This is a genomic window from Pseudomonas sp. F9001, assembly GCF_013385435.1.
Classification (GTDB): domain Bacteria; phylum Pseudomonadota; class Gammaproteobacteria; order Pseudomonadales; family Pseudomonadaceae; genus Aquipseudomonas.
In genome coordinates this window covers 164,529-186,706 of record NZ_JACAPX010000006.1, presented here as the reverse complement: position 1 = coordinate 186,706, position 22,178 = coordinate 164,529, and the positions used below count along the sequence as shown (strand labels likewise).

At 60.9% G+C, this 22,178-nt stretch carries 20 protein-coding genes; all 20 read right to left on the bottom strand.

All coding sequences use genetic code 11. The features are described from left to right. Positions 1-146 precede the first annotated feature (146 nt). A complete protein-coding gene (locus tag HX818_RS05115) occupies positions 147-494 on the bottom strand; it encodes an Hpt domain-containing protein (RefSeq protein WP_003214564.1) in 348 nt (115 codons plus the stop codon). A 30-nt stretch (positions 495-524) separates the two neighbouring features. Continuing rightward, entirely contained in the window at positions 525-2,243 is a 1,719-nt protein-coding gene (locus tag HX818_RS05110) for a fused response regulator/phosphatase (protein ID WP_177019589.1), read from the bottom strand. Continuing rightward, on the bottom strand, positions 2,240-2,545 hold the full coding sequence (locus tag HX818_RS05105; protein ID WP_003214569.1) for an STAS domain-containing protein: 306 nt from the start codon (positions 2,543-2,545) through the stop codon (positions 2,240-2,242). The genes HX818_RS05110 and HX818_RS05105 overlap by 4 nt, the downstream gene beginning before the upstream one ends. Before the next feature lie 88 nt (positions 2,546-2,633). Beyond that, a complete protein-coding gene (gene fliJ / locus HX818_RS05100) occupies positions 2,634-3,083 on the bottom strand; it encodes a flagellar export protein FliJ (RefSeq protein ID WP_177019588.1) in 450 nt (149 codons plus the stop codon). 3 nt (positions 3,084-3,086) lie between these two features. Next, positions 3,087-4,445, bottom strand: coding sequence for a flagellar protein export ATPase FliI (gene fliI, locus HX818_RS05095; RefSeq protein WP_087694334.1), 1,359 nt, complete (start codon positions 4,443-4,445; stop codon positions 3,087-3,089). Then, a complete protein-coding gene (gene fliH, locus HX818_RS05090) occupies positions 4,435-5,199 on the bottom strand; it encodes a flagellar assembly protein FliH (protein ID WP_177019587.1) in 765 nt (254 codons plus the stop codon). Before fliH ends, fliI begins: the two co-directional genes overlap by 11 nt. Before the next feature lie 10 nt (positions 5,200-5,209). Beyond that, the gene (gene fliG / locus HX818_RS05085) at positions 5,210-6,229 is read right to left on the bottom strand and encodes a flagellar motor switch protein FliG (protein ID WP_003214577.1); all 1,020 of its coding nucleotides are present in this window, start codon (positions 6,227-6,229) and stop codon (positions 5,210-5,212) included. Continuing rightward, positions 6,222-7,997 carry a flagellar basal-body MS-ring/collar protein FliF gene (fliF, locus tag HX818_RS05080; RefSeq protein WP_008434839.1) on the bottom strand — a complete coding sequence of 592 codons (1,776 nt, stop codon included), beginning with the start codon at positions 7,995-7,997 and terminating at the stop codon, positions 6,222-6,224. Before fliF ends, fliG begins: the two co-directional genes overlap by 8 nt. Before the next feature lie 14 nt (positions 7,998-8,011). After that, a complete protein-coding gene (fliE, locus tag HX818_RS05075; RefSeq protein WP_003214581.1) occupies positions 8,012-8,344 on the bottom strand; it encodes a flagellar hook-basal body complex protein FliE in 333 nt (110 codons plus the stop codon). Positions 8,345-8,473: 129 nt separating this feature from the next. Then, positions 8,474-9,856 (bottom strand): sigma-54 dependent transcriptional regulator, encoded by a 1,383-nt coding sequence (locus HX818_RS05070; RefSeq protein ID WP_087694335.1) that lies wholly within the window; start codon positions 9,854-9,856, stop codon positions 8,474-8,476. A gap of 6 nt (positions 9,857-9,862) precedes the next feature. Continuing rightward, complete coding sequence (locus tag HX818_RS05065; protein WP_032899354.1) at positions 9,863-11,074, bottom strand: PAS domain-containing sensor histidine kinase; 1,212 nt, start codon at positions 11,072-11,074, stop codon at positions 9,863-9,865. Positions 11,075-11,184: 110 nt separating this feature from the next. Then, the gene (locus tag HX818_RS05060; protein WP_003214588.1) at positions 11,185-12,660 is read right to left on the bottom strand and encodes a sigma-54 dependent transcriptional regulator; all 1,476 of its coding nucleotides are present in this window, start codon (positions 12,658-12,660) and stop codon (positions 11,185-11,187) included. A gap of 171 nt (positions 12,661-12,831) precedes the next feature. Continuing rightward, positions 12,832-13,128: a hypothetical protein gene (locus tag HX818_RS05055; RefSeq protein WP_003214590.1), complete on the bottom strand. Its 297-nt coding sequence runs from the start codon at positions 13,126-13,128 to the stop codon at positions 12,832-12,834. 24 nt (positions 13,129-13,152) lie between these two features. Continuing rightward, positions 13,153-13,548, bottom strand: coding sequence for a flagellar export chaperone FliS (fliS, locus tag HX818_RS05050; protein ID WP_003214591.1), 396 nt, complete (start codon positions 13,546-13,548; stop codon positions 13,153-13,155). Positions 13,549-13,677: 129 nt separating this feature from the next. Next, entirely contained in the window at positions 13,678-15,069 is a 1,392-nt protein-coding gene (gene fliD / locus HX818_RS05045) for a flagellar filament capping protein FliD (protein ID WP_177019586.1), read from the bottom strand. Between the two features lie 80 nt (positions 15,070-15,149). Beyond that, the gene (locus tag HX818_RS05040) at positions 15,150-15,509 is read right to left on the bottom strand and encodes a flagellar protein FlaG (RefSeq protein WP_008434852.1); all 360 of its coding nucleotides are present in this window, start codon (positions 15,507-15,509) and stop codon (positions 15,150-15,152) included. A 74-nt stretch (positions 15,510-15,583) separates the two neighbouring features. Beyond that, positions 15,584-17,041, bottom strand: a complete 1,458-nt coding sequence (locus HX818_RS05035; RefSeq protein ID WP_008434854.1) for a flagellin — start codon at positions 17,039-17,041, stop codon at positions 15,584-15,586. A gap of 266 nt (positions 17,042-17,307) precedes the next feature. Beyond that, positions 17,308-18,237 carry a ketoacyl-ACP synthase III gene (locus HX818_RS05030; protein WP_003214601.1) on the bottom strand — a complete coding sequence of 310 codons (930 nt, stop codon included), beginning with the start codon at positions 18,235-18,237 and terminating at the stop codon, positions 17,308-17,310. A gap of 303 nt (positions 18,238-18,540) precedes the next feature. Further along, positions 18,541-20,124, bottom strand: a complete 1,584-nt coding sequence (locus HX818_RS05025) for a flagellar hook-associated protein 3 (RefSeq protein ID WP_003214602.1) — start codon at positions 20,122-20,124, stop codon at positions 18,541-18,543. A 14-nt stretch (positions 20,125-20,138) separates the two neighbouring features. Beyond that, positions 20,139-22,175, bottom strand: a complete 2,037-nt coding sequence (gene flgK / locus HX818_RS05020) for a flagellar hook-associated protein FlgK (RefSeq protein ID WP_102604682.1) — start codon at positions 22,173-22,175, stop codon at positions 20,139-20,141. Positions 22,176-22,178 lie beyond the last annotated feature (3 nt).

The window sequence follows — 22,178 nt, the reverse complement described above, 5'->3', positions numbered from 1 at the left end:
CCCACAGAAAAGCAGCTCTGCTTTCGCTCTGGTTTTTGATGGGGCAGAGCGCTTTGGTTACTGTGCCGCTTTTGCAAAGTGACTCGCTGCAAGAGCGAAACCATAAGCCGCCGTTACCGAAGAAACCGATATACACACCAAAAGCGTCAGAGCTGAAACCGCCCCCGCTCATGCTCATACAACGGCCGCACCAGCGCGAATTCATGGTCAATCTCATCCACCAACTGCGCCAAATCCGCAACCACAGGCTTGGCGGACTTATCCTCGAGCAACTGACAAAGCTCAGCCAACCGCACCGCCCCAAGATTACCGCTACTCCCCTTGAAGCTATGCGCAATCCGCCCAAGCGCCTTGGCATCATCCCGAGCCCGGCGCAACGCCTCTACCCGCTTTTGCGAGTCATCGAGAAAAGTGTCGAGCAGCTTCGGATACTCGCCCTCCATGACCTCCTGCAAGCCAGTCAGCACATCGGGGTCCAGATGAATCTCTGCCACTTGTTCGCTCCTTGATCAAGAATCGGCGGATTATGCCAGAGCCTTCCATGAAAACTCCACGCACACACACCGCCCGCCGTCAGACCAGCCTACATCGCTGCTCAACTGGCGCACCAGGCTCAATCCCCTACCAGACAGACGGTCAACATCCAGCGGCCTGGCCAGCACCTTATCCACATCAAACCCAGCCCCACTGTCCTCGATCCGCAGCGTCAGACACCCCCCCTCCCCGGTCGGCACCACATCCAGGCGCACCCGCACATACCCGCTATCCAACCGCGCCAGCCGCTCATTACGCTCGCGGTAATACGCAGCAAACCCCTGTGCATCCCGCTTGAGCCGCGAATCCAGCCCCAGCACACCATGTTCAAGCGCATTGGAATACAACTCTGCCATCACGCTGTACAACGCCCCGCTCTGCTCCCGCAGCCCATGAATCTCCAACAGCAACTGCAACAAATACGGCAAAGGGTTGTAGGACTTGAGCGTCTCGGCACGAAACTCAAAACTTACCGACCAATCCAGCGGCGACGACTGCCCACTGTCGGAATACACCACCGACGACGAACGCAACGGCTCATCCGCCTGCAGGCTGATCTCCACCATGCTGATGTCATCGCGCACCTCACCGCGAAAACCCGCCAAGGCCTGTTCGATCTCCTCGAACAACCGGTCCGGCTCGCGATTGGCCGCAAACACCTGCTGCAACCGCTCGGCGCCAAACAACTGTTCATGGGCATCGGCGGTATCCAGCACACCATCCGACAGCAAAAACACTCGGTCACCCAGCGCCATCGGCCAGACTTCAGTGCGGTCATCAAACGCCTCGGCCGCCAGCACGCCCAATGGCAAATGCCGCGACACCAGCGGCGTACGCTTGCCGGTGGTGACGTCATGCACGTAGCCGTCGGGCATGCCGCCGCTCCACACCTCTACCACCCGTCGCTGGGCGCTGAGGCACAGCAAGGTGGCACAACAGAACATGTCCACCGGCAGGATGCGCTTGAGCTTGGCGTTCATCTCCCGCAGGGTTTGCGCCAATCCGTAGCCCTTGGCAGTCATGCCGTAGAACACTTCCGCCAGGGGCATGGCGCCGACCGCCGCCGGCAAACCGTGGCCGGTAAAGTCCCCCAGCAGCACATGCATATCGCCCGACGGCGTGTACGCGGCCAACAGCAAATCGCCGTTGAACAGCGCGTAGGGCGACTGCACATAACGAATATTCGGCGCGGCGTTGATGCAGCCCGAGTGGGCCACCTTGTCGAACACCGCCTTGGCCACTCGCTGCTCCTGCAGCAGGTAGTCGTGGTGCCGGGCGATCAGGTCGCGTTGCTGCAACACCGTGGCCTGCAAGCGACGCAGGCGATCCATGGCATTGATCTTTGCCGCCAGGATCACCTGGTTATAGGGTTTGGCCAGGAAGTCGTCACCCCCGGCATCCAGGCACTGGGCTAGGGCTTCGCTCTCGCGCAGGGAGGTGAGGAAGATGATCGGCACCAGCGCCTCCCCCGCCCGCTGCTTGATCTGACGGGCCGCCTCGAAGCCGTCCATCACCGGCATCAGGGCGTCCATCAACACCAACTGCGGCCGTTCACGGGTAAACACATCGACCGCTTCCTGGCCGTTGCTGGCGGTCAGCACCTGGTGGCCCTGGCGGCGCACGATGGTCGACAGCAACAACAGGTCGGCGGCGCTGTCTTCGGCGATCAACACCGTCAGCGCCTCGAGGACCGGGGCCAGGACGCTCAAGTGAGGTCGAACAGTTTGTCGAAGTTGGAAATGGCCAGGATCTTGCGCACATCGGAGTTGGCGTTGACCACCTGCACTTCGGCATTGTCGCCTCCGGCATGGTCACGCAACAGCAGGAGCATGCCCAGGGCCGAGCTGTCCATGTAGGTGGTTTCCTTCAAGTCCACCACGTAGATCTCGGGCACCTTGTAGAACCGCTCGTAGGCATCACGAAAGGCCTGGTGGCTACCGAAATCGAATCGCCCCCTGACGGTGATCGTCAACTTCGTCCCGTCCAGGGACACTTCTGATTCGACTGACATACGACTGCTTCCTTGTCATTGGCAATGTGCAACAAGGTGTAGCAGGTGATAGGGAAGTGGGCAAATCCATGTAGGAGCGAGGGCGTGGTTAATAGGGGTTTTGGCGGGGAAGACGCTGGGACAATTCATCCAGCAATTTCTGCTCGCGCTTGTCTTCCAGTGCACGGGCTTCGTCGATGTAGCGCTGCACCAGTTTGCGCAGGCCTTCGACCCGGGCATAGGCCTGTTGCCAGCTGTCGCGGGCCTTGTCGACGTTGGCCTGGTGCCAGGCCAGGCTCTGGCGCTGCTGGCCGACGGCGGTTTCCAACTGGTTGAGAAAGCCCTGGTAGCCCATCAGCCACTGCCCGGAGACGCCCTTGCTGCCACGCTCGATCCACTGCTGCTGATACTCGCCGCGAAAGCGCTCCAGATCCCCCAGCTTGCTTTCCGCCAGGCGAGCCTGGCCCTGGAAGTATCCCAGGCGCTGGACGGCGGTCTTTTCAGCTTTTTCGGCCATGTCCACTACCGGGGCAAGGCGCGCGGCGCGAGTGTTGGCCATGGTTTATCCGCCTGGCGCCGGCGCGAAGATGGTGCCCAGGTGTGCTTCGCTTTCACCCATGCTGATCTTGTCGTTGAGGCCCTGGCGCAGGTACGTCACCAGTTGCGGTTGCAGGGCAATCGCCAGGTCGGTCTCGCGATCGCCGCCGGCCACATAGGCGCCGACGCTGATCAGGTCGCGGCTCTGTTGATAACGCGACCACAGTTGCTTGAACTGCTGCGCGCGCATCATGTGCTCCGGGGTGACCACCGACGGCATCACCCGGCTGATGGAGGCTTCGATGTCGATGGCCGGGTAGTGCCCTTCTTCGGCCAGGCGCCGGGACAGCACGATGTGCCCGTCGAGCACGCCCCGCGCCGAGTCGGCAATCGGGTCCTGCTGGTCATCGCCCTCGGAGAGTACGGTGTAGAACGCAGTGATCGAACCACCACCGGCTTCGGCGTTACCGGCACGCTCCACCAGCTTGGGCAGCTTGGCGAACACTGACGGCGGATAGCCCTTGGTGGCCGGCGGCTCGCCGATGGCCAGGGCGATTTCCCGCTGGGCCTGGGCGAAACGGGTCAGGGAGTCCATCAGCAGCAGGACGTTCTTGCCCTTGTCGCGAAAATATTCGGCGATGCGCGTGCAGTACATCGCGGCGCGCAGGCGCATCAGCGGCGCGTCATCCGCCGGTGAGGCCACCACGACCGAACGCTTGAGGCCTTCTTCGCCGAGGCTGTGCTCGATGAATTCCTTCACCTCCCGGCCCCGCTCGCCGATCAGCCCGACCACGATGATGTCGGCCTCGGTAAAGCGCGTCATCATCCCCAGCAACACCGACTTACCCACGCCGGTACCGGCAAACAGGCCCAGGCGCTGGCCGCGGCCCACCGTCAATAAACCGTTGATGCTGCGAATGCCCACGTCCAGCGGCACGCTGATGGGGTTGCGTTTGAGCGGGTTGATGGTCGGGCCGTCCATCGGCACCCAGTCTTCGGCCTTCATCCCACCCTTGCCGTCGAGGGCGCGCCCGGCGCCATCCAGCACGCGGCCGAGCATGCTCATGCCCATCGGCAGGCGGCCGGTGTCGGCCAGCGGCACCACGCGAGCGCCGGGGGCAATGCCGGCAACGCTGCCGACGGGCATCAGGAATACTTTGCTGCCGGAGAACCCCATCACTTCGGCTTCGACCTGCACCGGGTGGTAGCTGTCGTCGTTGATCACCATGCAGCGGCTGCCCATGGCGGCGCGCAGGCCTTCGGCTTCCAGGGTCAGGCCGACCATGCGCAGCAGGCGGCCCTCCAGGATCGGCTGGCCGGGCAACTCGGTGACTTCGGCATAGCCACCCAGGCGCTTGGCGAAGCTGGTGCGATCAAGGCGCATCGGGGGTGTCCAGTTCGACGCTCAAGTCCGGCTCTGCCGGGTGCAGCGCCTGCTCGTGCAACTGATCGAACAGCTTGGCCATGATCTGCGTGATGCGCGTCTCCACCGTGGCATCGATGCGACTGTGCTCGGTCTCGACCCGGCAACCACCGGGCAGCAGCGCAGCGTCTTCGACGATGCGCCAGGTTTCTTCATGGCGCTCGCGCAGGGCTTTGACCTGTTCGAAATCCTGCGGGTTGATGTACAGCCGCACGTTGCCGACGCCCAGGGGCAGCAGCTTGAGGGCTTCGCGCATCACGCTTTCGATTTGCGTGGAGTCCAGGGCCAATTCGCGCTGAATCACCTGGCGGGTGATGTGCTCCACCAGCCCGACCATGGCTTTTTCAATCTGCGAGTCCTGCTCGGCGATGGGCTCGAACAGGCTGCCCATCAGGGTTTCCAAGCTGGCCAGCTTGACGCTCAGCGCGGCCTCGGCTTCCTGGCGGACCTTGAGGGTGGTGCTGCGAAAACCATCCTTCTCGCCGGCGGAGAAACCTTCGTTGTAGGCTTCCTGGCGAATGCTTTCGAGCTCTTCCAGGGTCAGTGGCTGGACTTCCTCCAGCGGCACTTCTTCCATCTCGGCCGGGGGTTCTTCTACCGGCTCCGGCTCAGGCTCCGGGCGATGCGGGTCGAAACTGGGCAGCGACCAGACGTCGAACCCTCCGACGTCCCGTGCGCGAATCAGATCGCTGGGCGTCTCATCTTTGTTCGACATGCGCGGCGCCTTAAATCATTTCTTCGCCGCCCTTCCCACCGAGAACGATTTCTCCGGCTTCGGCCATACGGCGGGCAATGGTGAGGATTTCCTTCTGCGCAGTTTCCACGTCGCTGACGCGCACCGGGCCCTTGGCCTCGAGGTCGTCGCGCAACAGTTCGGAAGCCCGCTTGGACATGTTCTTGAAGATCTTTTCCTTGACGCCTTCGTCGGAGCCCTTGAGGGCCAGCACCAGCACGTCGGAGGACACTTCCCGCAGCAACGCCTGGATGCCACGGTCGTCGACATCGGAGAGGTTGTTGAACACGAACATGAGGTCTTCGATCTGCACCGACAGGCTGTCGTCGATCTCGCGGATCGAGTCCATCAACTGGCCTTCCACCGAGCTGTCGAGGAAGTTCATGATGTCGGCCGCACGCTTGATGCCGCCCAGGGTGGTGCGCGAAGCGTTGGAATTGCCCGAGAACTGCTTCTCGAGAATCGTGTTCAGTTCTTTCAGGGCCGCTGGCTGCACGGTGTTCAACGACGAGACGCGCAGGATGATATCCAGGCGCACCTTATGGTCGAAGTGGCCGAGCACTTCACCGGCCTGGTCGGGGTCGAGATACGCCACCACGATCGCCTGGATTTGCGGGTGTTCGTAGCGGATCACATCGGCCACGGCCCGCGGTTCCATCCACTTCAGGCTGTCGAGGCCGCTGGTGTTGCCACCCAGCAGGATGCGGTCGATCAGGCCGTTGGCCTTGTCTTCGCCCAGGGCCGAGGTGAGCATCTTGCGAATGTAGCTGTCGGAGCCGACGCCCAGGCTGGTCTGGTCGCCGACGATCTCGACGAACTCGCTCATCACCTGCTCGACTTGCTCGCGGTGCACATTGCGCATTTGCGCCATGGCCACGCCGACACGCTGAACCTCTTTGGGCCCCATGTGGCGCAGCACTTGGGCGGCGTCGGTTTCTCCGAGGGACAGCAACAGCACGGCGGCTTTGTCGACCCGGGAGAGTTTGGCTACTGCAGCTCGGCTATCACTCATCTGCGTTAATCCACTCTTTCACGACCTGGGCCACACGACCCGGGTCTTCGGCCACCAGGCTCTTGATTGCGTTCAACTGAGCGTCATAACCCTCGCTCGGGCTCGGCAACAGAATGCTTTGCGGGCCACCGAGGCTCACGCGGTCGTTGGCCAGTTCGCCATCGAGGCCGCCCATGCCACCCAGCTCGACGTCGCCGCCGGCCAGGGCCAGTTGCTTCTTGCCGTGGCCGGTGATGTTGTTGAGCACCGGGCGCAGCACGCCGAACACCAGCAACAGGATGAACAACACCCCCAGCACTTGCTTGACGATGTCCCAGAACCACGGCTGAGTATAGAACGCTGCCTCGGCGATGACTTCGCCACGCTCGGCGGAGAACGGCATGTTGATCACGCTGACGCTGTCGCCACGGCTGGCATCGAAGCCCACCGCGTCCTGCACCAGGCGAGTGAAGCGCGCCAATTCATCGGCGCTCCATGGGGCGCGGGTGATGGCGCCGTCTGCGGCATTGACCTTGACCTGGTCATCCACCACCACCGACACCGACAGGCGATTGATCCGACCCTGTTGCTGCTTGGTGTGGCTGATCGAACGATCAAGCTCGAAGTTCTTGGTGGACTGGTTGCGCTTGTCGGCCGGGTACGGCGCGAGCATGGGCTGGCCGGTGGCCGGGTCCATGATCTGCTGGCCGTTGGCGTCCAGCAGCGGCTGGCCAGGCTGCACCGCGCCTGCGGTAGCGGCAGCGCCACCGGTGGTTTGCGGGGCAGTGGCCGGGGTGGGTGGCTGGTTGCTCAGGGCACCCGGCACGCCTTGCGGGCCATTGCTGGCGGTACGTTGTTCGGTGGTCGATTGCTCACTGCGCAGGGCCGGCTGGTCCGGGTTGAACTGCTCGGAGGTCGATTCGACGGCGCTGAAGTCGACGTCGGCCGACACTTCAGCCTTGTAGCGATCATTGCCCAACACCGGTTGCAGGATGTTGTGCACCCGCTGGGTCAGCATGCTTTCCATACGGCGGCTGTAGTCGAACTGCTTGCCGGCCATGGTCAGCGAGGAGTTTTCCGCGAGGTCCGACAGCAGGTTGCCCTTCTGGTCGACTACGGTGATCTGCGACTTGCTCAATTCAGGAACGCTGGTGGCCACCAGGTTGATGATCGCCAATACCTGGCCAGGCTCAAGGGAGCGGCCGGCAAAGAGTTCGACCAGGACCGAGGCGCTGGGCTTGCGTTCATCACGCACGAACACCGAGCTTTTCGGAATCGCCAGGTGCACGCGGGCGCCCTTGACGTTGTTCAGGGCGGAGATGGTGCGCGCCAGTTCGCCTTCCAGGCCGCGACGGTAGCGGGTGGCTTCCATGAACTGGCTGGTCCCCAGGCCCTGGTCCTTGTCGAGGATTTCAAAGCCGATATTCGCGTCGGACGGGGTTACGCCGGCAGCCGCCAGTTTCATCCGCGCACGGGCCACATCGTCGGCCTTGACCAACAGGGCGCCGGAATTCGGTTCGACGGTGTAGCTGATGTCTGCCGCCGCCAGGGTTTCCATGATCTGCTTGGAATCCATGCCCGCCAGGCTGCCGTACAACGGACGGTAATCCGGTTGCTGGGACCACAGCACCACGGCAAAACCAATCGCCACGCTGGCAGCCAGGCCGACCATCAGGCCTACCTGACGCAACATGGTCATCTCGGAGAGGTTTTCCAGGAACGACAGGCCAAACAGCGGCGGCTTGCCGTCTGCCTTGGCGGGTGCGTTATCCACGAGTGCTTCTGCCATGACTCAAATCGTCCTTAAACCGGCATCTGCATGATGTCTTGATAGGCTTGAACCAGTTTGTTGCGCACCTGGGTCAAGGCCTGGAATGAAACGCTGGCTTTTTGCGAGGCGACCATCACGTCGGTGAGGTCCACGCCGCTCTTGCCGATCTCGAAGGCGGTCGCCAACTGATTGGATGCCTGCTGGGTGTCGCTGACTTTGTTGATGGCCTGGCCGAGCATGTCGGCAAAGCTGCTCTGGCCCAATTCCGGTACGGCTTGCGCGGCGGATTTCGGTTGAGCCATGGCATCCATTTGCATGGACCGCATATCCAACATCAACCGATTGAACTCAACACCTTGGCTCATGAACTTTCTCTCCGACGACCCGCAATTTTTTGACACTACACAGCGATTACAGGGGTGGTAGCAACAAGGGTGCCAGCTCCGTGGCATTCTGTAAGAAAAGGCGACTGGCCCTGTCGGCTTTGAGAATTTTCAGGTGGCGTAGAGATAGGCTTCCACGTCCATCCCGGCGTCACGCATCTGCGCCAGCTTGTAGCGCAGGGTGCGCGGGCTGATGCCCAGGCGCTCGGCGGCTTCTTTGCGGCGCCCGCGCTCGGAGCGCAGGGTGTCGATGATCATCTGGAATTCCCGGCGACGCAGGTCGTCGCCCAGGGCGCCGGCGGATTCGGCAGGCACGGCTTCGACCTGTGGCGCGGCAGCCAGGCTCGGCTGCGGCGCTGCGCCCGCGCCCATGGCCAGGCAGAAATCCTGGGGCTGGATCAGGCCGCCCTGCTGCAAAATCAACGCACGCTGGATCGCATTGTCCAGTTCCCGCACGTTGCCGGGCCACGGGTAACTGATCAGACAGGCCTGGGCCTCGGCCGACAGGCGCGCCTGGGCATGCTTCATTTTATTGACGTGCTTGCCCAGCAGGCGCTCGGCCAGCGGGATGATGTCGGCCGGGCGCTCGCGCAACGGGCGCCAGGCCAACGGGAACACCGAGAGCCGGTAGAACAGGTCCTCACGGAAGCGCCCCGCCGCCACTTCGCCCGCCAGGTCGCGGTTGGTGGTGGCGACCACACGGATGTCCAGCTGGATCGGCTTGCGTGCGCCCACCCGCTCCACTTCGCGCTCCTGCAATACCCGCAGCAACTTGGCTTGCAGGCCCAGGGGCATTTCGGAGATTTCGTCGAGCAGGATGGTGCCGCCGTCAGCCTGTTCGAACTTGCCGGCCTGCGCCGCGATGGCGCCGGTGAACGAGCCCTTCTCATGGCCGAACAAGGTGGCTTCGAGCATGTTGTCGGGAATGGCCGCGCAGTTGATCGCAATGAACGGCTGGCTGGCACGATGGGATTGTTGGTGGATGTAGCGCGCCAGTACTTCCTTGCCGGTACCGGACTCGCCGGAGATCAGCACGGTGGAATCGCTGCGGGCAACACGGGCCGCCAGTTCCAGCAATTGCGCGCTGGCCGGTTCGAAGGCAATCGGGCCTTCACCCTCTGCAGCGCCCAGGGTGCCGAGGGCATGCCGGGCGACCAGTTCGATCAAGGCTTTGGGTTCGAAGGGTTTCACCAGGTAATCCGCAGCGCCCTGACGCATGGCGTCGACGGCACGCTCGACGGCGCCGTGGGCGGTCATCAGCAGCACCGGCAGTTGCGGCTGGCGCGCACGCAACAGGCCGAGCAACTGGTGTCCGTCCATGCCCGGCATGTTGACGTCGCTGACTACCAGGCTGAAGGACTCCTGCTCCACCGCGTCCAGGGCTTCTTCGGCAGAACCGACCGCCCGATAGTCATGGCCCGCCAGCAACAGCGTGTCAGCCAATGCTTCACGCAGGGCGCGATCGTCTTCAACCAATAAAACCTTGATAGCCATGACCTTTTACTCCGCGCTGACGGCGCATGAAAACAGCGGCAGCGTGATCAACGCGCACGTGCCACGACCCAACCGGGAATGCAGCTGCAATTCTCCCTGATGTGCACGGGCGACTGCCTTGACCACGGTCAGGCCCAGGCCGGTACCGTTGGTCTTGGTGGTAAAAAAAGGCTCGCCGAGGCGCTGCAGCACCACCGGGTCAATCCCGCTGCCGCTGTCGCTGATGCTCAGGCGCAGGGTCTCGCCACGGTTGTACAGGTGCACCTTGAGCCGCGCCCCGGGGCCGCTGGCCTGGGTCGCGTTTTCGATCAGGTTGAGCAGCGCGCCCACCAGGGTGTCGCGGTTGCACAGCAACTCGCCGTAATGGCTGTCGCACTGCCAACGGACTGACGCTTCCTGGATATGAGTGGCGGCCGCCGCTTGCAGGGACTGCATCAAGGCGGCCGGGGTGACGCGATCGGTCAGCGGCAATTCGCCGCGGGCAAACACCAGCATGTCGCGCACCTGATGCTCCAGTTCGTGCAGGCGCTCCTTGAGGCGGCCGGCAAAACGCTGGTGGGTGGCGGCGGGCAATTGCTCATCAGTCAAATGACTGGCGTAAATCAGCGCGGCCGACAATGGCGTACGAATCTGGTGGGCCAGGGAAGCGACCATTCGCCCCAAAGACGACAGGCGCTCATGGCGGGCCAACTGGTCTTGCAGGTGCCGGGTTTCAGTCAGGTCGTTGAGCAACACCAACTGGCCAGGCTCGGCATCCAGGGAACGCGTGGCGATGGACAGGCGGCGCCCATCCTTGAGGGAGATTTCGTGGCCGTCGTCTTCCCGCGGGGCAAAGCAGCGGGTGATGACCTCGCGCCACAGCTCGCCTTCCAGCGGCAGGCCAAGCATGTTGCAGGCCGCCGGGTTGGCTTCGCGCACACGGCCCTGCTCGTCGATGACGATCACGCCACCGGGCAACAGGTCGAGGAGGTTTTGCAGACGGTTGGCCAGTCGCTCTTTCTCGGCCAGCTCTTCCATGCGCTGGGCACTGACCACGGCCAACTCGCCTTTAAGCTCGGAAACCCGGGCTTCCAACAGGCTGTAGGAGTCAGTCAACTGGCTCGACATCTGGTTGAACAGGGAAAAAGCCTGTTCAAGCCCGAGGCGGCTGATCTGCTCTACGGAGGGGGCCGGTCCCTGAGTGTCAGGGACCGAAGATAGTTGGGCGGCGTGGGGCATCATGCTCTCTCGCTTGGCTGACCGTCAGTTAAACGGAACGTTGCGAGTGCTGTAGCAATACCCGTGCCTAAAAAAATAGGCTTGGTTTTCAGTCAGTTGAAAAACAGGCGTCAATCATCCGCCTGTTCATCACCTTCCTTGCGGCTCATGCCGTACTTGCGCATCTTTTCCACCAGGGTGGTACGACGGATGCGCAGGCGCTCGGCGGCACGGGCGACGATACCGTTGGCGTCGTCGAGTGCCTGCTGGATCAGGCCTTGTTCGAGGCTGCCGAGGTAGTCCTTCAAGTCCAGGCCTTCCGGCGGCAGCATGGCGGTGGAGCCGAAGTCCGGCGTGTGGCCGTTGATGGCCACGCGCTCTTCCAGGTCGCTGCGCAGGCTGTCCACCAATTGCTCGTCTTCGTCGTCGACGTAGCGGAATTTCTTCGGCAGCTCGACCACGCCGATCACCCCGTACGGGTGCATGATCGCCATGCGCTCCACCAGGTTGGCCAACTCGCGGACGTTGCCCGGCCAGCCGTGGCGACACAGTGACATGATCGCCGCCGAGTTGAAGCGAATCGAACCACGCTTTTCGTGTTCCATGCGCGAGATCAGCTCGTTCATCAGCAACGGGATGTCTTCGACGCGCTCGCGCAGGGGCGCCATTTCGATCGGGAATACGTTGAGGCGGTAGTACAGGTCTTCGCGGAAGCTGCCGACCTCGATCATGCTTTCGAGGTTCTTGTGGGTGGCCGCGATGATGCGTACGTCGACGCTCTGGGTCTTGTTGCTGCCCACGCGCTCGAAGGTGCGCTCCTGCAATACCCGCAGCAGCTTGACCTGCATCGGCAGCGGCATGTCGCCGATTTCGTCGAGGAACAGGGTGCCGCCGTTGGCCAGTTCAAAACGCCCGGCACGGCTGGTGATCGCCCCGGTAAAGGCGCCCTTCTCGTGGCCGAACAGTTCGCTTTCCAGCAGTTCTGCCGGGATCGCCCCGCAGTTGACCGGCACGAACGGCCCGTCACGACGCTTGGAATGGTAGTGCAGGTTGCGTGCGACCACTTCCTTGCCGGTGCCCGACTCGCCGAGGATCAGCACACTGGCGTCGGTGTCGGCCACTTGCTGCATCATCTGGCGCACGTGCTGGATCGCACGACTGGTGCCGACGAGGCTGCGGAACAGGTTGGGTTCGCGGTGACGGCCGCGCTCGCGGGCCTGGTCGTACATCTCGCGGTAGACCTGGGCACGGTGCAGGGAGTCGAGCAATTTGCTGTAGCTGGGGGGCATTTCGAGGGTGGAAAGCACGCGGCGGCGCTGGTCTTCCGGGAGGTCCACGGAAGAAATATCGCCCATCAGCAACACCGGAAGGAACTCATCCCAGGTCGACAGTGTCTTTAACAAGCCCAGAACTGCACCAGGAGCGTTTACCGTCCCGATCAGCACACAAATGACTTCGCGGCTCGACGACAAAGAGCTGACCGCCTGCTGCCAGTCGTGGCTGCCACAGGGTAGATTTTCTTCGCCAAGAAAATTCAGGATCACCGCCAGATCGCGGCGCCGAACGCTATCGTCATCGATCAGCAGAATTTTGGTTTCACGCCACATGCAATAGCAACTTCCCTAGTAAAACTCTAATGCCCTCGAGTTGGGGCAATCTAGATTGCTGTAGGCATTTTCTGCGCTACGGCTTTCTGACGTCTGAAAATAGCACTAGTTAAGTCAAAAAATCGTGCACAGTCAAATTTATGACGCGCGGTGTTCGGATTAACTGAGCTTTCAGCCGAACATATGGTAAACCTTTGACGCATGTTTAGCTCGGTTGAACTGCGACATCTCTTCGAAAATAGCCTGTCGCTCCCCTGTCGTCGCCTCAAGCAACTGCTGGTAGACCGAAAGCAAGTCTTCCAGTTTTGCCCGAATGGCTGCCTCATCCGCCGATTCCTCGTTGAGCGCAGCATCGATCAACGCGCGGCAGCCCAAATCCAGTTCGCCGATCGCCCCCCAGTTGCGTTCAGCCAACGCCTCGGACAGCGCCTCACGGGTCTCGTCGATTTTTTGCAATGCTTGGCTCATGACATCGTCCTCAGGCCTTACGGCCTACTGTACCTCTGTGGCAATACCGTCCCAGCCTTCCTTGAGCGTAATCATCAGACCTGCGACCTCATCGATCATCGCAGCGTCATTCTGACGGTTGGCTTCCAGCAGGCGCATGGTCATGAAGGCATACAGGTTATCCAACTGCTGCAGTGCAATCGGGTCCGGGGTCTTCTCGGGGTTCAGGCCGTCACGCAACCCGACGAGGATGTCCACCGCCTTGCCCAGCATCAACCCCTTCTGCGCGATATCACCGCGAGCCATCGCACCCTTGGCCTGCGCCATACGATCCAGTGCGCCTTCCATCAGCAACTGCACCAGGCGGTGCGGGCTGGCTTCGGAGATCTGGGCGTGGGTGTTGACCTTCTGGTATTGGCGAAGGGCTCTCATGGGATTCATGTTTCTACCTCGTGACAGGCGACAACTAAAAGGGTGGACGCTGATTATTATGTCGACGGCGTTACACAAAACTTTAGCCCGCCTGGCGCTTTGACACAGCGCCTTCGGCGGGCTTTATCCATCCGCCAATCAGGTGGACTTCGGATTGTTCAGCGAGTTGAGGGTGGTCATGACGCTGTCGCCTTGAGCCTTGAGCTGGGCAACCAGGGAGTCCATGGCGTTGTATTTCAGGGTCAGGGACGCCGTCAGGGCATCAGAACGCGTGTTCAGGGCGGTCTGCTGGTTGGTCAAATCCCTGAGGTTATCCTGCAGGGTCGCGGACTTTTCGGCGAACACCCCGGTCTTGCTCAGCGCAAAGTTGGCGGTGGCATTCGTCAGGCTTGCCAGCAGCCCGTTGGGCCCGGTGAAGATGCTGTTGATGTCGGAGCCGTTTGTGAGGGCCGCCTTGTCAAACGCCACATCACTGACACTCAGGGTGCCCGCTGTCTGGTCCGTGGTCACGCCAAACTGCGCCAGGGATGAAAACGAGCCGCTACCGGTCACCGAGTTCATCACGTTGCGGATCGACGCCATCATGCTGCGCACCGAACTGTCCCCGGTCAACGGGCCTGGCGTGACGGAACCGTCGGCATTGGTGGTGACCTGAGTTTCGGCATTCACAGCCTTGACCAACGCACTGTAGGTATCTGTGAAGCCCTTGACTGCCGACTTCAGGGTTGCGCTGTTCGCAGAGACTTTGATCGTCGAAGCGCCGTTAGGGCCGTCAGTAGCTGCCGAAACCCCCGTCAAGGTAATGCTCACACCACTGATTGCGTCGGGCAGGGTATTACTCGTGGACTCTTGAGGGCTGCCATCAAGGTTATATATGGCGTTCTGCGGCGCCGAGCCCACAACCGTCGCACCCGTATCCAGGCCCGAGGAACCCTTGAAGGTGATGTCGCTACCGACACCGGTCGTCGACGATGTGACCACCAACCGCGAACCGTTGGAGTCAGTCAGGATGTTGGCACTCAAGCCCGCGTTGCCGTACTGCGAGTTGAGCGAATCGCGCACCTGCTGCAGGGTTCCGCCCGGTGGCACACTGACGCTGTAATTCTTGCCGGACTGGGAGACCGTAAACACCGTCGCCGAGACCCCGGAATTGACAACGGCCGTCGGCCCGCCAGGAATTACTGCGGTGGAGACCTTTGACGCCGTGGCCAATTGGGTGACACCCAGCGTAAAGTTGCCGGCGGCGGCACCTGGGCCCAACGTGACCGTCGCGAGCTTGTCGTTCGACAGCGTCGAACTCAAGCCGCTGAAGTTAACAGTCTTGGTCATGGTGTCCAGCGCGCCCCGGAACGCGTCCAGAGCCGCCTGGATCTTGCCGATTGAGGTCAGTTGCGCAGTGGATGTTTTGGTCTGGCTGTCGATCTGCGCTTGCTTGGGTGCGGTTTGCGACCCCACCAACGACTTCACAAGACCTTGAACGTCGATGCCCGTACCCGGGCCGTTGACCGTTAGACCTGCTACGACTGTCATCGTCTTTCTCCTAATCCGGGGCTGATGCTTTATTGACGAATCACGCTCTAGGCAGTTTTCGCAACAAAGTTCATGCCAGTTTAGACCTTGGCGTCAAACAGCAAGCTGCTGGCGTCATGAAGGCTCTGGGCGAGTTTCAGGGCCAATTCCGAAGGAATCTGGCGAATGACCTCACCGCTTTCGGTCGCAATGACCTTGACCACAACCTGGTGGGTGGAGTCATCAATGGAAAAATCCAGTTTGCGCTGGGCAGCCTGGATGAATTCGTTTATGTCGTTGACCGCTTTTTTCAAGTCGGTGTGGCTCGATGGCTGCTGGGCATCTTTCGCGCCAGCAACGGCGTCCACCTTGGGCTTCTGCGGATCGGCACTGACAGGAGCGGGTGCACTCTGTGGCGCTGCCGCAGGGTAAGACAGGTTCAGTTTGACGCTCATGTCCATGACCAATCACCTCATTAGACAAAAGACAAAAGGGCACGTAAACGCGCCCTTCCGTCAGTTACCAAGTGCCGTTATTACTGAAGCAGCTTCAGTACAGCGGATGGCAGTTGGTTCGCCTGGGACAGGATCGCAGTCGAAGCCTGTTGCAGAGTTTGTTGCTTGGTCAGCTGAGCAGTTTCAGCGGCGAAGTCAACGTCCTGGATCACGCCACGGGCAGCGGTGGAGTTATCCGAGATGCTCTGCAGGTTGGCGATGGTGTTGTCGAAACGGTTTTGTACCGCACCGAGGTCAGCACGCTGAGAGTCGATGGTGGACAGTGCTTGGGTCAGCACGTCTACAGCCTTCTGTGCGTTGTCAGCAGTGGTCACGTCGGTATTGCTGACGACGACTTGCGCCGAGTTGACAGCGGTAGCAGCTGCAGCACCGAACACACCGGTAACGCCGTTGCCAGCCAGCGAGTAGCTGGAGCTGGAGTTCAACGAAACTTGGCCGGTAGCGGTCAGGTTGGTTGCGGCCAGGTTGGTCACGGTAGCATTGAACTTACCGTCGCCGCCTTTAGTGGCAATGCCGATAGTTTGGGCACCGGTGTCAGCATTGGCGAAGGTGAAGTTCTCACCCGAGTCGGATTTGATCGACAGGGCGCCGGTCGACTGGTTGAAGTTAACGCTGATACCCAGTTTGGCAGCGTTGGAGTTCAGTTGACCCGCCAGGTCGGCAGCGCTGGTGATACCCACGAACGAAACAGTAGAGGCAGTAGGACCGCTGCCGACTGTAAGGTCGAACTTACCGCTAGGAGTGGCCGCAGGAAAGCCACCAGCAGGAAGCGTGAACTGAAGCTCAGTGCTAGCAGTGGCCGCCAGACCGCCTACTGCGCCATTAAGCTGGGCAGCAATTTGCTTGGCCGACGCGCCTTGAGCGATGGTCAGAGCGTTCGACACCTGACCACCACCGGTCACAGTGATAGTGCCGCCCGCAACACCGTTAAGGCTTGGCGTCTGAGCGTTGGACAGCAGTTGCTGCGAACCGATGTTACTGGCCGCTACGTTACCCAGACTCATGTTGATGGTCTGGTTGGCGTTCGCGCCTACTTGGAAAGCGGTAGTACCGAAAGAACCGTCCAGCAGGTTACGGCCACCGAAGGTAGTGGTCGATGCGATACGGGTCAATTCCGAACTCAGAGCAGCGTACTGAGCCTGGTTCGACTTACGGTCGTCAGCGCTGAGGGAGCCGTTAGCGGACGACAGAGCCAGGGAACGCATGGTCTGCAGGATGTTGGTGGATTGCTGCATCGCGCCTTCAGCAGTTTGCGCGATGGAGTTACCGTCACCGGCGTTCTTGATGGCAACGCCCAGGCCGTTGATCTGGCTGGTCAGACGACCAGCGATTTGCAGGCCGGCCGCATCGTCTTTGGCGCTGTTGATACGCAGGCCGGAGGACAGGCGCTGCATGGAAGTTTGCAGGGCGCTGGAAGCCTTGTTCAGGTTGTTCTGAACGGTCAACGAAGCAAGGTTGGTGTTTACTGTTAATGCCATGACGAAATCCTCGTGGGTGGTGTACTGCGGCTTCCGGCCCTGGCAACCGCCGGGTGTGGCCTAGAGAACCTTCGTAATAGTTATCGTCGTGAAAGCAGGTTGCTTGAGGACTTTTTTGATTTTTTTTACTGGCGCCGTGCCACCCCTTTTAATTCAAGCATTTACGATAGCCCAAACCCCAGCAATTGTTGGCTTTCTGGCGCCAAATAAAAAACGCCCATGATCTTTCGATCATGGGCGTTTTTTTGTGCAGCGCCTTTAAGTCGTCAAGGGCGGTGCAAAATCGCCGAGCCCCAGGACAGCCCCACACCAAAACCACTGATGGCGACGCGCTTCCAGGTGGAGTCGAGCATGTGCTTTTCCAGCAGCAGCGGAATGCTCGAGGACACGGTATTGCCAGTCTCGACCATGTCCTTGATGAATTTATCTACCGGAGCATCTTCAAAACGCCGGGCCACGGCGTCGACAATCGCCGCACTGCCCTGGTGGATGCAGAACGCATCGATCTCGTCAGCCTTGAGGTCCGATTCGTTGAGCAGCTCGTGCAAATGCGCCGGCACCTTGAGCAAGGCGAAGTTGAACACCTGGCGGCCGTTCATGAAGAACACGCCATCGCTGACCTTCAAGTGCGGCGCACCGGAGCCGTCAGTGCCGAACTTGGACTTGCCCAACTGCCACGGCGCATCTTCACCCATCCAGGTGGCGGTAGCGGCATCGCCGAACAGCATGGTGGTGTTGCGGTCTTCAGGGTCGACGATCTTCGAGTACGGATCGGCGGTCACCAGCAGGCCGTTCTTCAGGCCGGTAGCCTCCATGAAGCCCTTCATCGCATAGATGCCGTAGACGTAGCCCGAGCAGCCCAGGGAAATATCGAAGGCCGCCACGTGCGTCGGCAGGCCCAGCTTGTCCTGGACGATGGCGGCGGTGTGAGGCAAGCCCTCTTCGTCGCCATTCTGGGTAACGACGATCAGCGCATCGATGGACTCGCGCTTCAAATCGGGGTTGTTGGCAAACAAGGCGTTGACCGCCTCGACGCACAGATCGGAGGTTTCCTGCGCGGCATCCTTGCGCGGCAGGAACGCCGAACCGATCTTGCCAATGATGAATTCTTCATCCTTGGCGAATTTGGCACCCTGGGCGTAGTTATCAATCCCGTCTGCCGGCACGTAACTGGCGATGCTTTTTATGCCAATCATTGTGGCTTCCCAATACTAAATAGCTGGAGAACACCCCGCGAGACACGTCGCCGGGTGCTGACAATAATGGGGATGACCCCGCAAAAAACTCGCCGAAAACCGCCTTTTTACCCTGGCGGCAGGCCCTCGCAGAGACCTGGCGACGACCTATCCTTTTCACACGATACAGTGAAGATGCGCTTTATGACTCACAGGTCACTCAATTTTCTGAGCTTTGTGCGAAACACGGGGACATACAAACGCCAAAAACCACAACGGCCCACCCCGTTTCCAGGGTGAGCCGCCGGTTTGCAGCTGCGGACATCACATTTTGTTGAACAGGCTCAACTGAGAGATTTTCACAAAGGCCAACTGAGAGGCCTGCAGCATGGTTTGCTGAAGCTGCAGGTTGATCGCCGCCTGACCCATGTCGACGTTGCCCAGGGAACTCATGGTGTTGGTATTGGCAGTCCCCAGGCTGGTGTTTTCATCCGTTTGAAGATCCAGGGCATTCTGGCGAGCACCGATGGAGCCGCGCACCTGGTCAATCTGTGAACTGGCGTTGTTCAGGTTGCCGATGGTTTTGGCCACCACATCCTTGAGGTTGTTCTGCGCGACCAGATTGCCGTCAGCCGGCGTTTCCAGGGCTTTGCGCAATTGGCTCAACGTGTCCAGGGCGTTTTCGTTCTTGTTGCTGACGGCGCTGACCGCAAACTGGTCGCCCGCCCCTGGCGCACCACTGATGTCGAACGTCACGCCGGCCGCGTTGATCGAGGTGGCACCGGCAGCCATGGTGCCGGTCGCGATGGTCTTGCTGTTCGGACTGTAGGGCTGCGCATACACCTCATACGTGGTGCCGCTGGTGAATTTGATCACCGCACCGGTATCAGGGAAGGTGCTGGCGTAGGCCGCCTGATCCGTCACCTGGCCACCGGTGACTTGTGCAGTCGACGCGTTGCCTGGCGAACGCGAAGCACTGAAGGTGTCCGGCTTGGATTGCAGGGTGAACGCCTTGCCCGCCACCAGTGCGTCGGAGTCAGCGCCGGGCGCAACGTCCGCGCCGAGCGTCAGGCTGATATCGAACTTGACGCCGCGCAGGTTGACGCTGGATGCGCCCTCTTTGGTCGCGTCGAAAGTGCCGTTGCCGGGAATCTCCGAGGTAACGTCGTTACCGTCCTTGTCGGTCACGGAATACTGCGTGCTGCTGCTGAAGGTCAGCTTGTAGGGCTGGCCGTCGGTAAAACTCTTGGTGTAGGTGACACCGGAGGTCACCGTGCCCGCCGATACCGCGACCTTGCCGTCATTGACCGCAGGCGGCAACAACGTAGCCTGGGTGCGACCGGTGTTGGTCGAACTTTCCATCATCGACTTACCGGTGTCGCCCCCCGCCATCGACAGATTGTCCGAGATCTGCAAGCTCAGCGGCGTCTCGTCACCCTGATACGTGTAGGTGCCGTCGTTATTGCGGATGTAAGGCGGCGTGTCGGTTTTCGACCCGGAAAACATGTAGTTGCCGTTGGCATCCTTGGAGTTGAGCAAGCCCAGCACCTGGTCCTCAAGCGCGCCCACTTCGCTGGCGATGGATTTACGATCGTCATCGCTCAGGGACTGGTTGGCCGCACGCAGCGCCAGTTCATTACCGCGCTGCAAGGCGGTGTTGATGCTCTTTAACACCGATTCTTCGTTGGTCAGCGAGTTCTGCAGGGTGTTGATGTTGCCGTTGAACTGGCCAAGCATGTCTTTCTGTTGCTGCAATTGCAGCAAGCGCGCGGCGGCGACCGGGTCATCGGAGGCGGTCTGCACCCGGATACCGCTGCTCGCCTGGTCCTGGGCTTTCACCACACCGGAATAGTTCGTCTGGTACTTGCTGGCGCTGGTGTCGAAATACTGCTGTGTAGAAATACGCATCGTCCCAGACTCCTTTAAAGGGCATTAATCAGTGTGCTGAAAGTTTCTTGCGCAGCCTTGATGATCTGCGACGACGCGGTGTAGTACTGCTGGAACTTGATCATGTCACCCGCCTCTTCATCCAGGTTGACCTGGGACACCGAGTTGCTGGCCGCCTTGTTCGCTGCCAACAGCGCACCCGTCGCGGTGGAGTCGGTAGCGGCCTGGCTGGCTTTGGAGCCCACCTGCGACACGAGTCGGGCGTTGGCGCTGACCAGGCTCACACCCGGGCTGCCGTCGCTGGCGCCCACGGTGGCCTTGGTCTGCAAGTCCAGCAATTGCTGGGCGTTGCGGTTGTCGGAGGTGCCCGAAGCGTTGAACGAGAAAGTCGTGCTGTCACCATTGGCAGGCGAGCCGCCGACCGTGGTGTCGAAGTTGAAGCTTTTGCCCGGGATCAACGCACCGGAGGCATCGCGCATCGGTACGTTGATGCTGATCTTGTTGCCCTGGCCCGGGATGATGGTGCCACTGCCGATCGGATTGCCTTGCGCGTCGCTCACCGTATACGACTGGGTGCCGTCGGCGGCCGGCTTGCCAAAGAGCATTTTTACCGGCATGGAGTTTTCGATGCCGGCGCGCAACTGGGCGGTATCAGCGCCGCCATGAATATCCAGCGGCACAGTCAGCTGAGGCGGTGTGAACGTACCGGTGCCGGTGTTGGTCTTGCTTGCGTTCCCCGCCAAGGGGCCCGCGAAGGCGAGCTTGTTAACGTCCTTCAGGTCGACACCGATGCCCGTGGCCCCGTTGGCCGTGGGGCTGACCTTGAAGCTGTCACCGGCAGCCATGGGCCCTTTGCCGTCCAGTGCCAGGGTAAAGCCATCAATCACCGGCGGCGGCGTGGTTGTAGTGTCGAACGAACCCATGGCCTTGCCGTCGGAGCGGACGACGTTGTACTGGTTACCACTGGTAAACGTGACTTTGTAGTCGTAGGTCGTCAGCTGGCTGCTGTCCTTGATCGTGACATTCAGGTTGCCAGACCCCGCGCTGTTGCCGGCGGCCCCTTGGCTGCGCTGGGAAATCGCCGCCGCGCTGTTGATATCGGTGAACAGCGACGAACCGAATTCGCCGTTGAGGTCCAGGCCCTGGCCCAACTGATTGTTGATCGTGTCTGCCGTGGCAATCGCGATGCGCCCCAGATCATTGATGGCCGGCATCAGCACGTCACTGCGATAGCGCAGCAAGCCACCGATACTGCCGCCGGTGACTACATTACCAAGGTCAATGGACGAGTCGCCCATCGAGAGCTGGATGGTGTACTGGCTATTGTCGGTGCTACTCGGTACCGCAGAGATATTATTGGATATCCCGCCTTCCACCAGCGACTGCCCCGTACCGGTCGTAATACTGAACTGTCCGTTTTTTTCCGTGGCCGTAACGCCGATCAGCTCGTTGAGCGAGCGCACCGCTTCGTCACGCGAGTCCAGCAGGTTGGCCGGCGCACTGCTGGAAGTCCCCTGGGCCTGGGCGATCTGCTTGTTGAGCGAGGCGATCGAGGACGTCAGCTTGTTGACCTGATCCGTCATGGTGCTCAACTGACTGTTGATCGTTTGTTTCTGCTGGTTCAACTGGCCGGAAATGGAGTTGAAGCGGTTGCTCAGGGTCTGGGCGCTGGTCAGCAGCAATTGGCGCGCGGACACGTCGCCCGGGGTGGCAGAAGCCGTCTGCGCCGCCGCGAAAAAGGCACTGAGCACCGAAGACATGCCGGTGTTGGAATCCGACAAGGTCTTGTCGATGGCACTGGCCTGGTCCAGGTAGGCGTTGGCATCGCTGTCGAGTGCCGTGCTGTTCTGGTAAGCCGTGGTGAGGAACTGGTTGTACACCCGACGCACGTCCGCCAGGGTCGTACCGGTGCCGATAAATACGCCGCCGTAGGCGTTCGACGCATTCGCGGTCTGAGCGCTCTGTTGACGCGAGTATCCCGGGGTGTTGACGTTGGCGATGTTGTTACTTAAGACCGACAACGATCCCTGGGCGGCATTGAGCCCCGACATCCCGATATTGAGCAAACTCATGAT

Excerpts from the sequence above, each read along its gene's own strand:
- fliS (WP_003214591.1), bottom strand. The coding sequence starts at position 13,548 with ATGAATCCCATGAGAGCCCTTCGCCAATACCAGAAGGTCAACACCCAC.
- fliH (WP_177019587.1), bottom strand. The coding sequence starts at position 5,199 with ATGTCGAACAAAGATGAGACGCCCAGCGATCTGATTCGCGCACGGGAC.
- HX818_RS05060 (WP_003214588.1), bottom strand. The coding sequence starts at position 12,660 with ATGTGGCGTGAAACCAAAATTCTGCTGATCGATGACGATAGCGTTCGG.
- fliG (WP_003214577.1), bottom strand. The coding sequence starts at position 6,229 with ATGAGTGATAGCCGAGCTGCAGTAGCCAAACTCTCCCGGGTCGACAAA.
- HX818_RS05040 (WP_008434852.1), bottom strand. The coding sequence starts at position 15,509 with ATGGACATGAGCGTCAAACTGAACCTGTCTTACCCTGCGGCAGCGCCA.
- fliF (WP_008434839.1), bottom strand. The coding sequence starts at position 7,997 with ATGGCAGAAGCACTCGTGGATAACGCACCCGCCAAGGCAGACGGCAAG.
- HX818_RS05030 (WP_003214601.1), bottom strand. The coding sequence starts at position 18,237 with ATGATTGGCATAAAAAGCATCGCCAGTTACGTGCCGGCAGACGGGATT.
- HX818_RS05065 (WP_032899354.1), bottom strand. The coding sequence starts at position 11,074 with ATGCCCCACGCCGCCCAACTATCTTCGGTCCCTGACACTCAGGGACCG.
- fliI (WP_087694334.1), bottom strand. The coding sequence starts at position 4,445 with ATGCGCCTTGATCGCACCAGCTTCGCCAAGCGCCTGGGTGGCTATGCC.
- HX818_RS05035 (WP_008434854.1), bottom strand. The coding sequence starts at position 17,041 with ATGGCATTAACAGTAAACACCAACCTTGCTTCGTTGACCGTTCAGAAC.
- fliJ (WP_177019588.1), bottom strand. The coding sequence starts at position 3,083 with ATGGCCAACACTCGCGCCGCGCGCCTTGCCCCGGTAGTGGACATGGCC.
- fliD (WP_177019586.1), bottom strand. The coding sequence starts at position 15,069 with ATGACAGTCGTAGCAGGTCTAACGGTCAACGGCCCGGGTACGGGCATC.
- HX818_RS05105 (WP_003214569.1), bottom strand. The coding sequence starts at position 2,545 with ATGTCAGTCGAATCAGAAGTGTCCCTGGACGGGACGAAGTTGACGATC.
- HX818_RS05070 (WP_087694335.1), bottom strand. The coding sequence starts at position 9,856 with ATGGCTATCAAGGTTTTATTGGTTGAAGACGATCGCGCCCTGCGTGAA.
- fliE (WP_003214581.1), bottom strand. The coding sequence starts at position 8,344 with ATGAGCCAAGGTGTTGAGTTCAATCGGTTGATGTTGGATATGCGGTCC.
- flgK (WP_102604682.1), bottom strand. The coding sequence starts at position 22,175 with ATGAGTTTGCTCAATATCGGGATGTCGGGGCTCAATGCCGCCCAGGGA.
- HX818_RS05055 (WP_003214590.1), bottom strand. The coding sequence starts at position 13,128 with ATGAGCCAAGCATTGCAAAAAATCGACGAGACCCGTGAGGCGCTGTCC.
- HX818_RS05025 (WP_003214602.1), bottom strand. The coding sequence starts at position 20,124 with ATGCGTATTTCTACACAGCAGTATTTCGACACCAGCGCCAGCAAGTAC.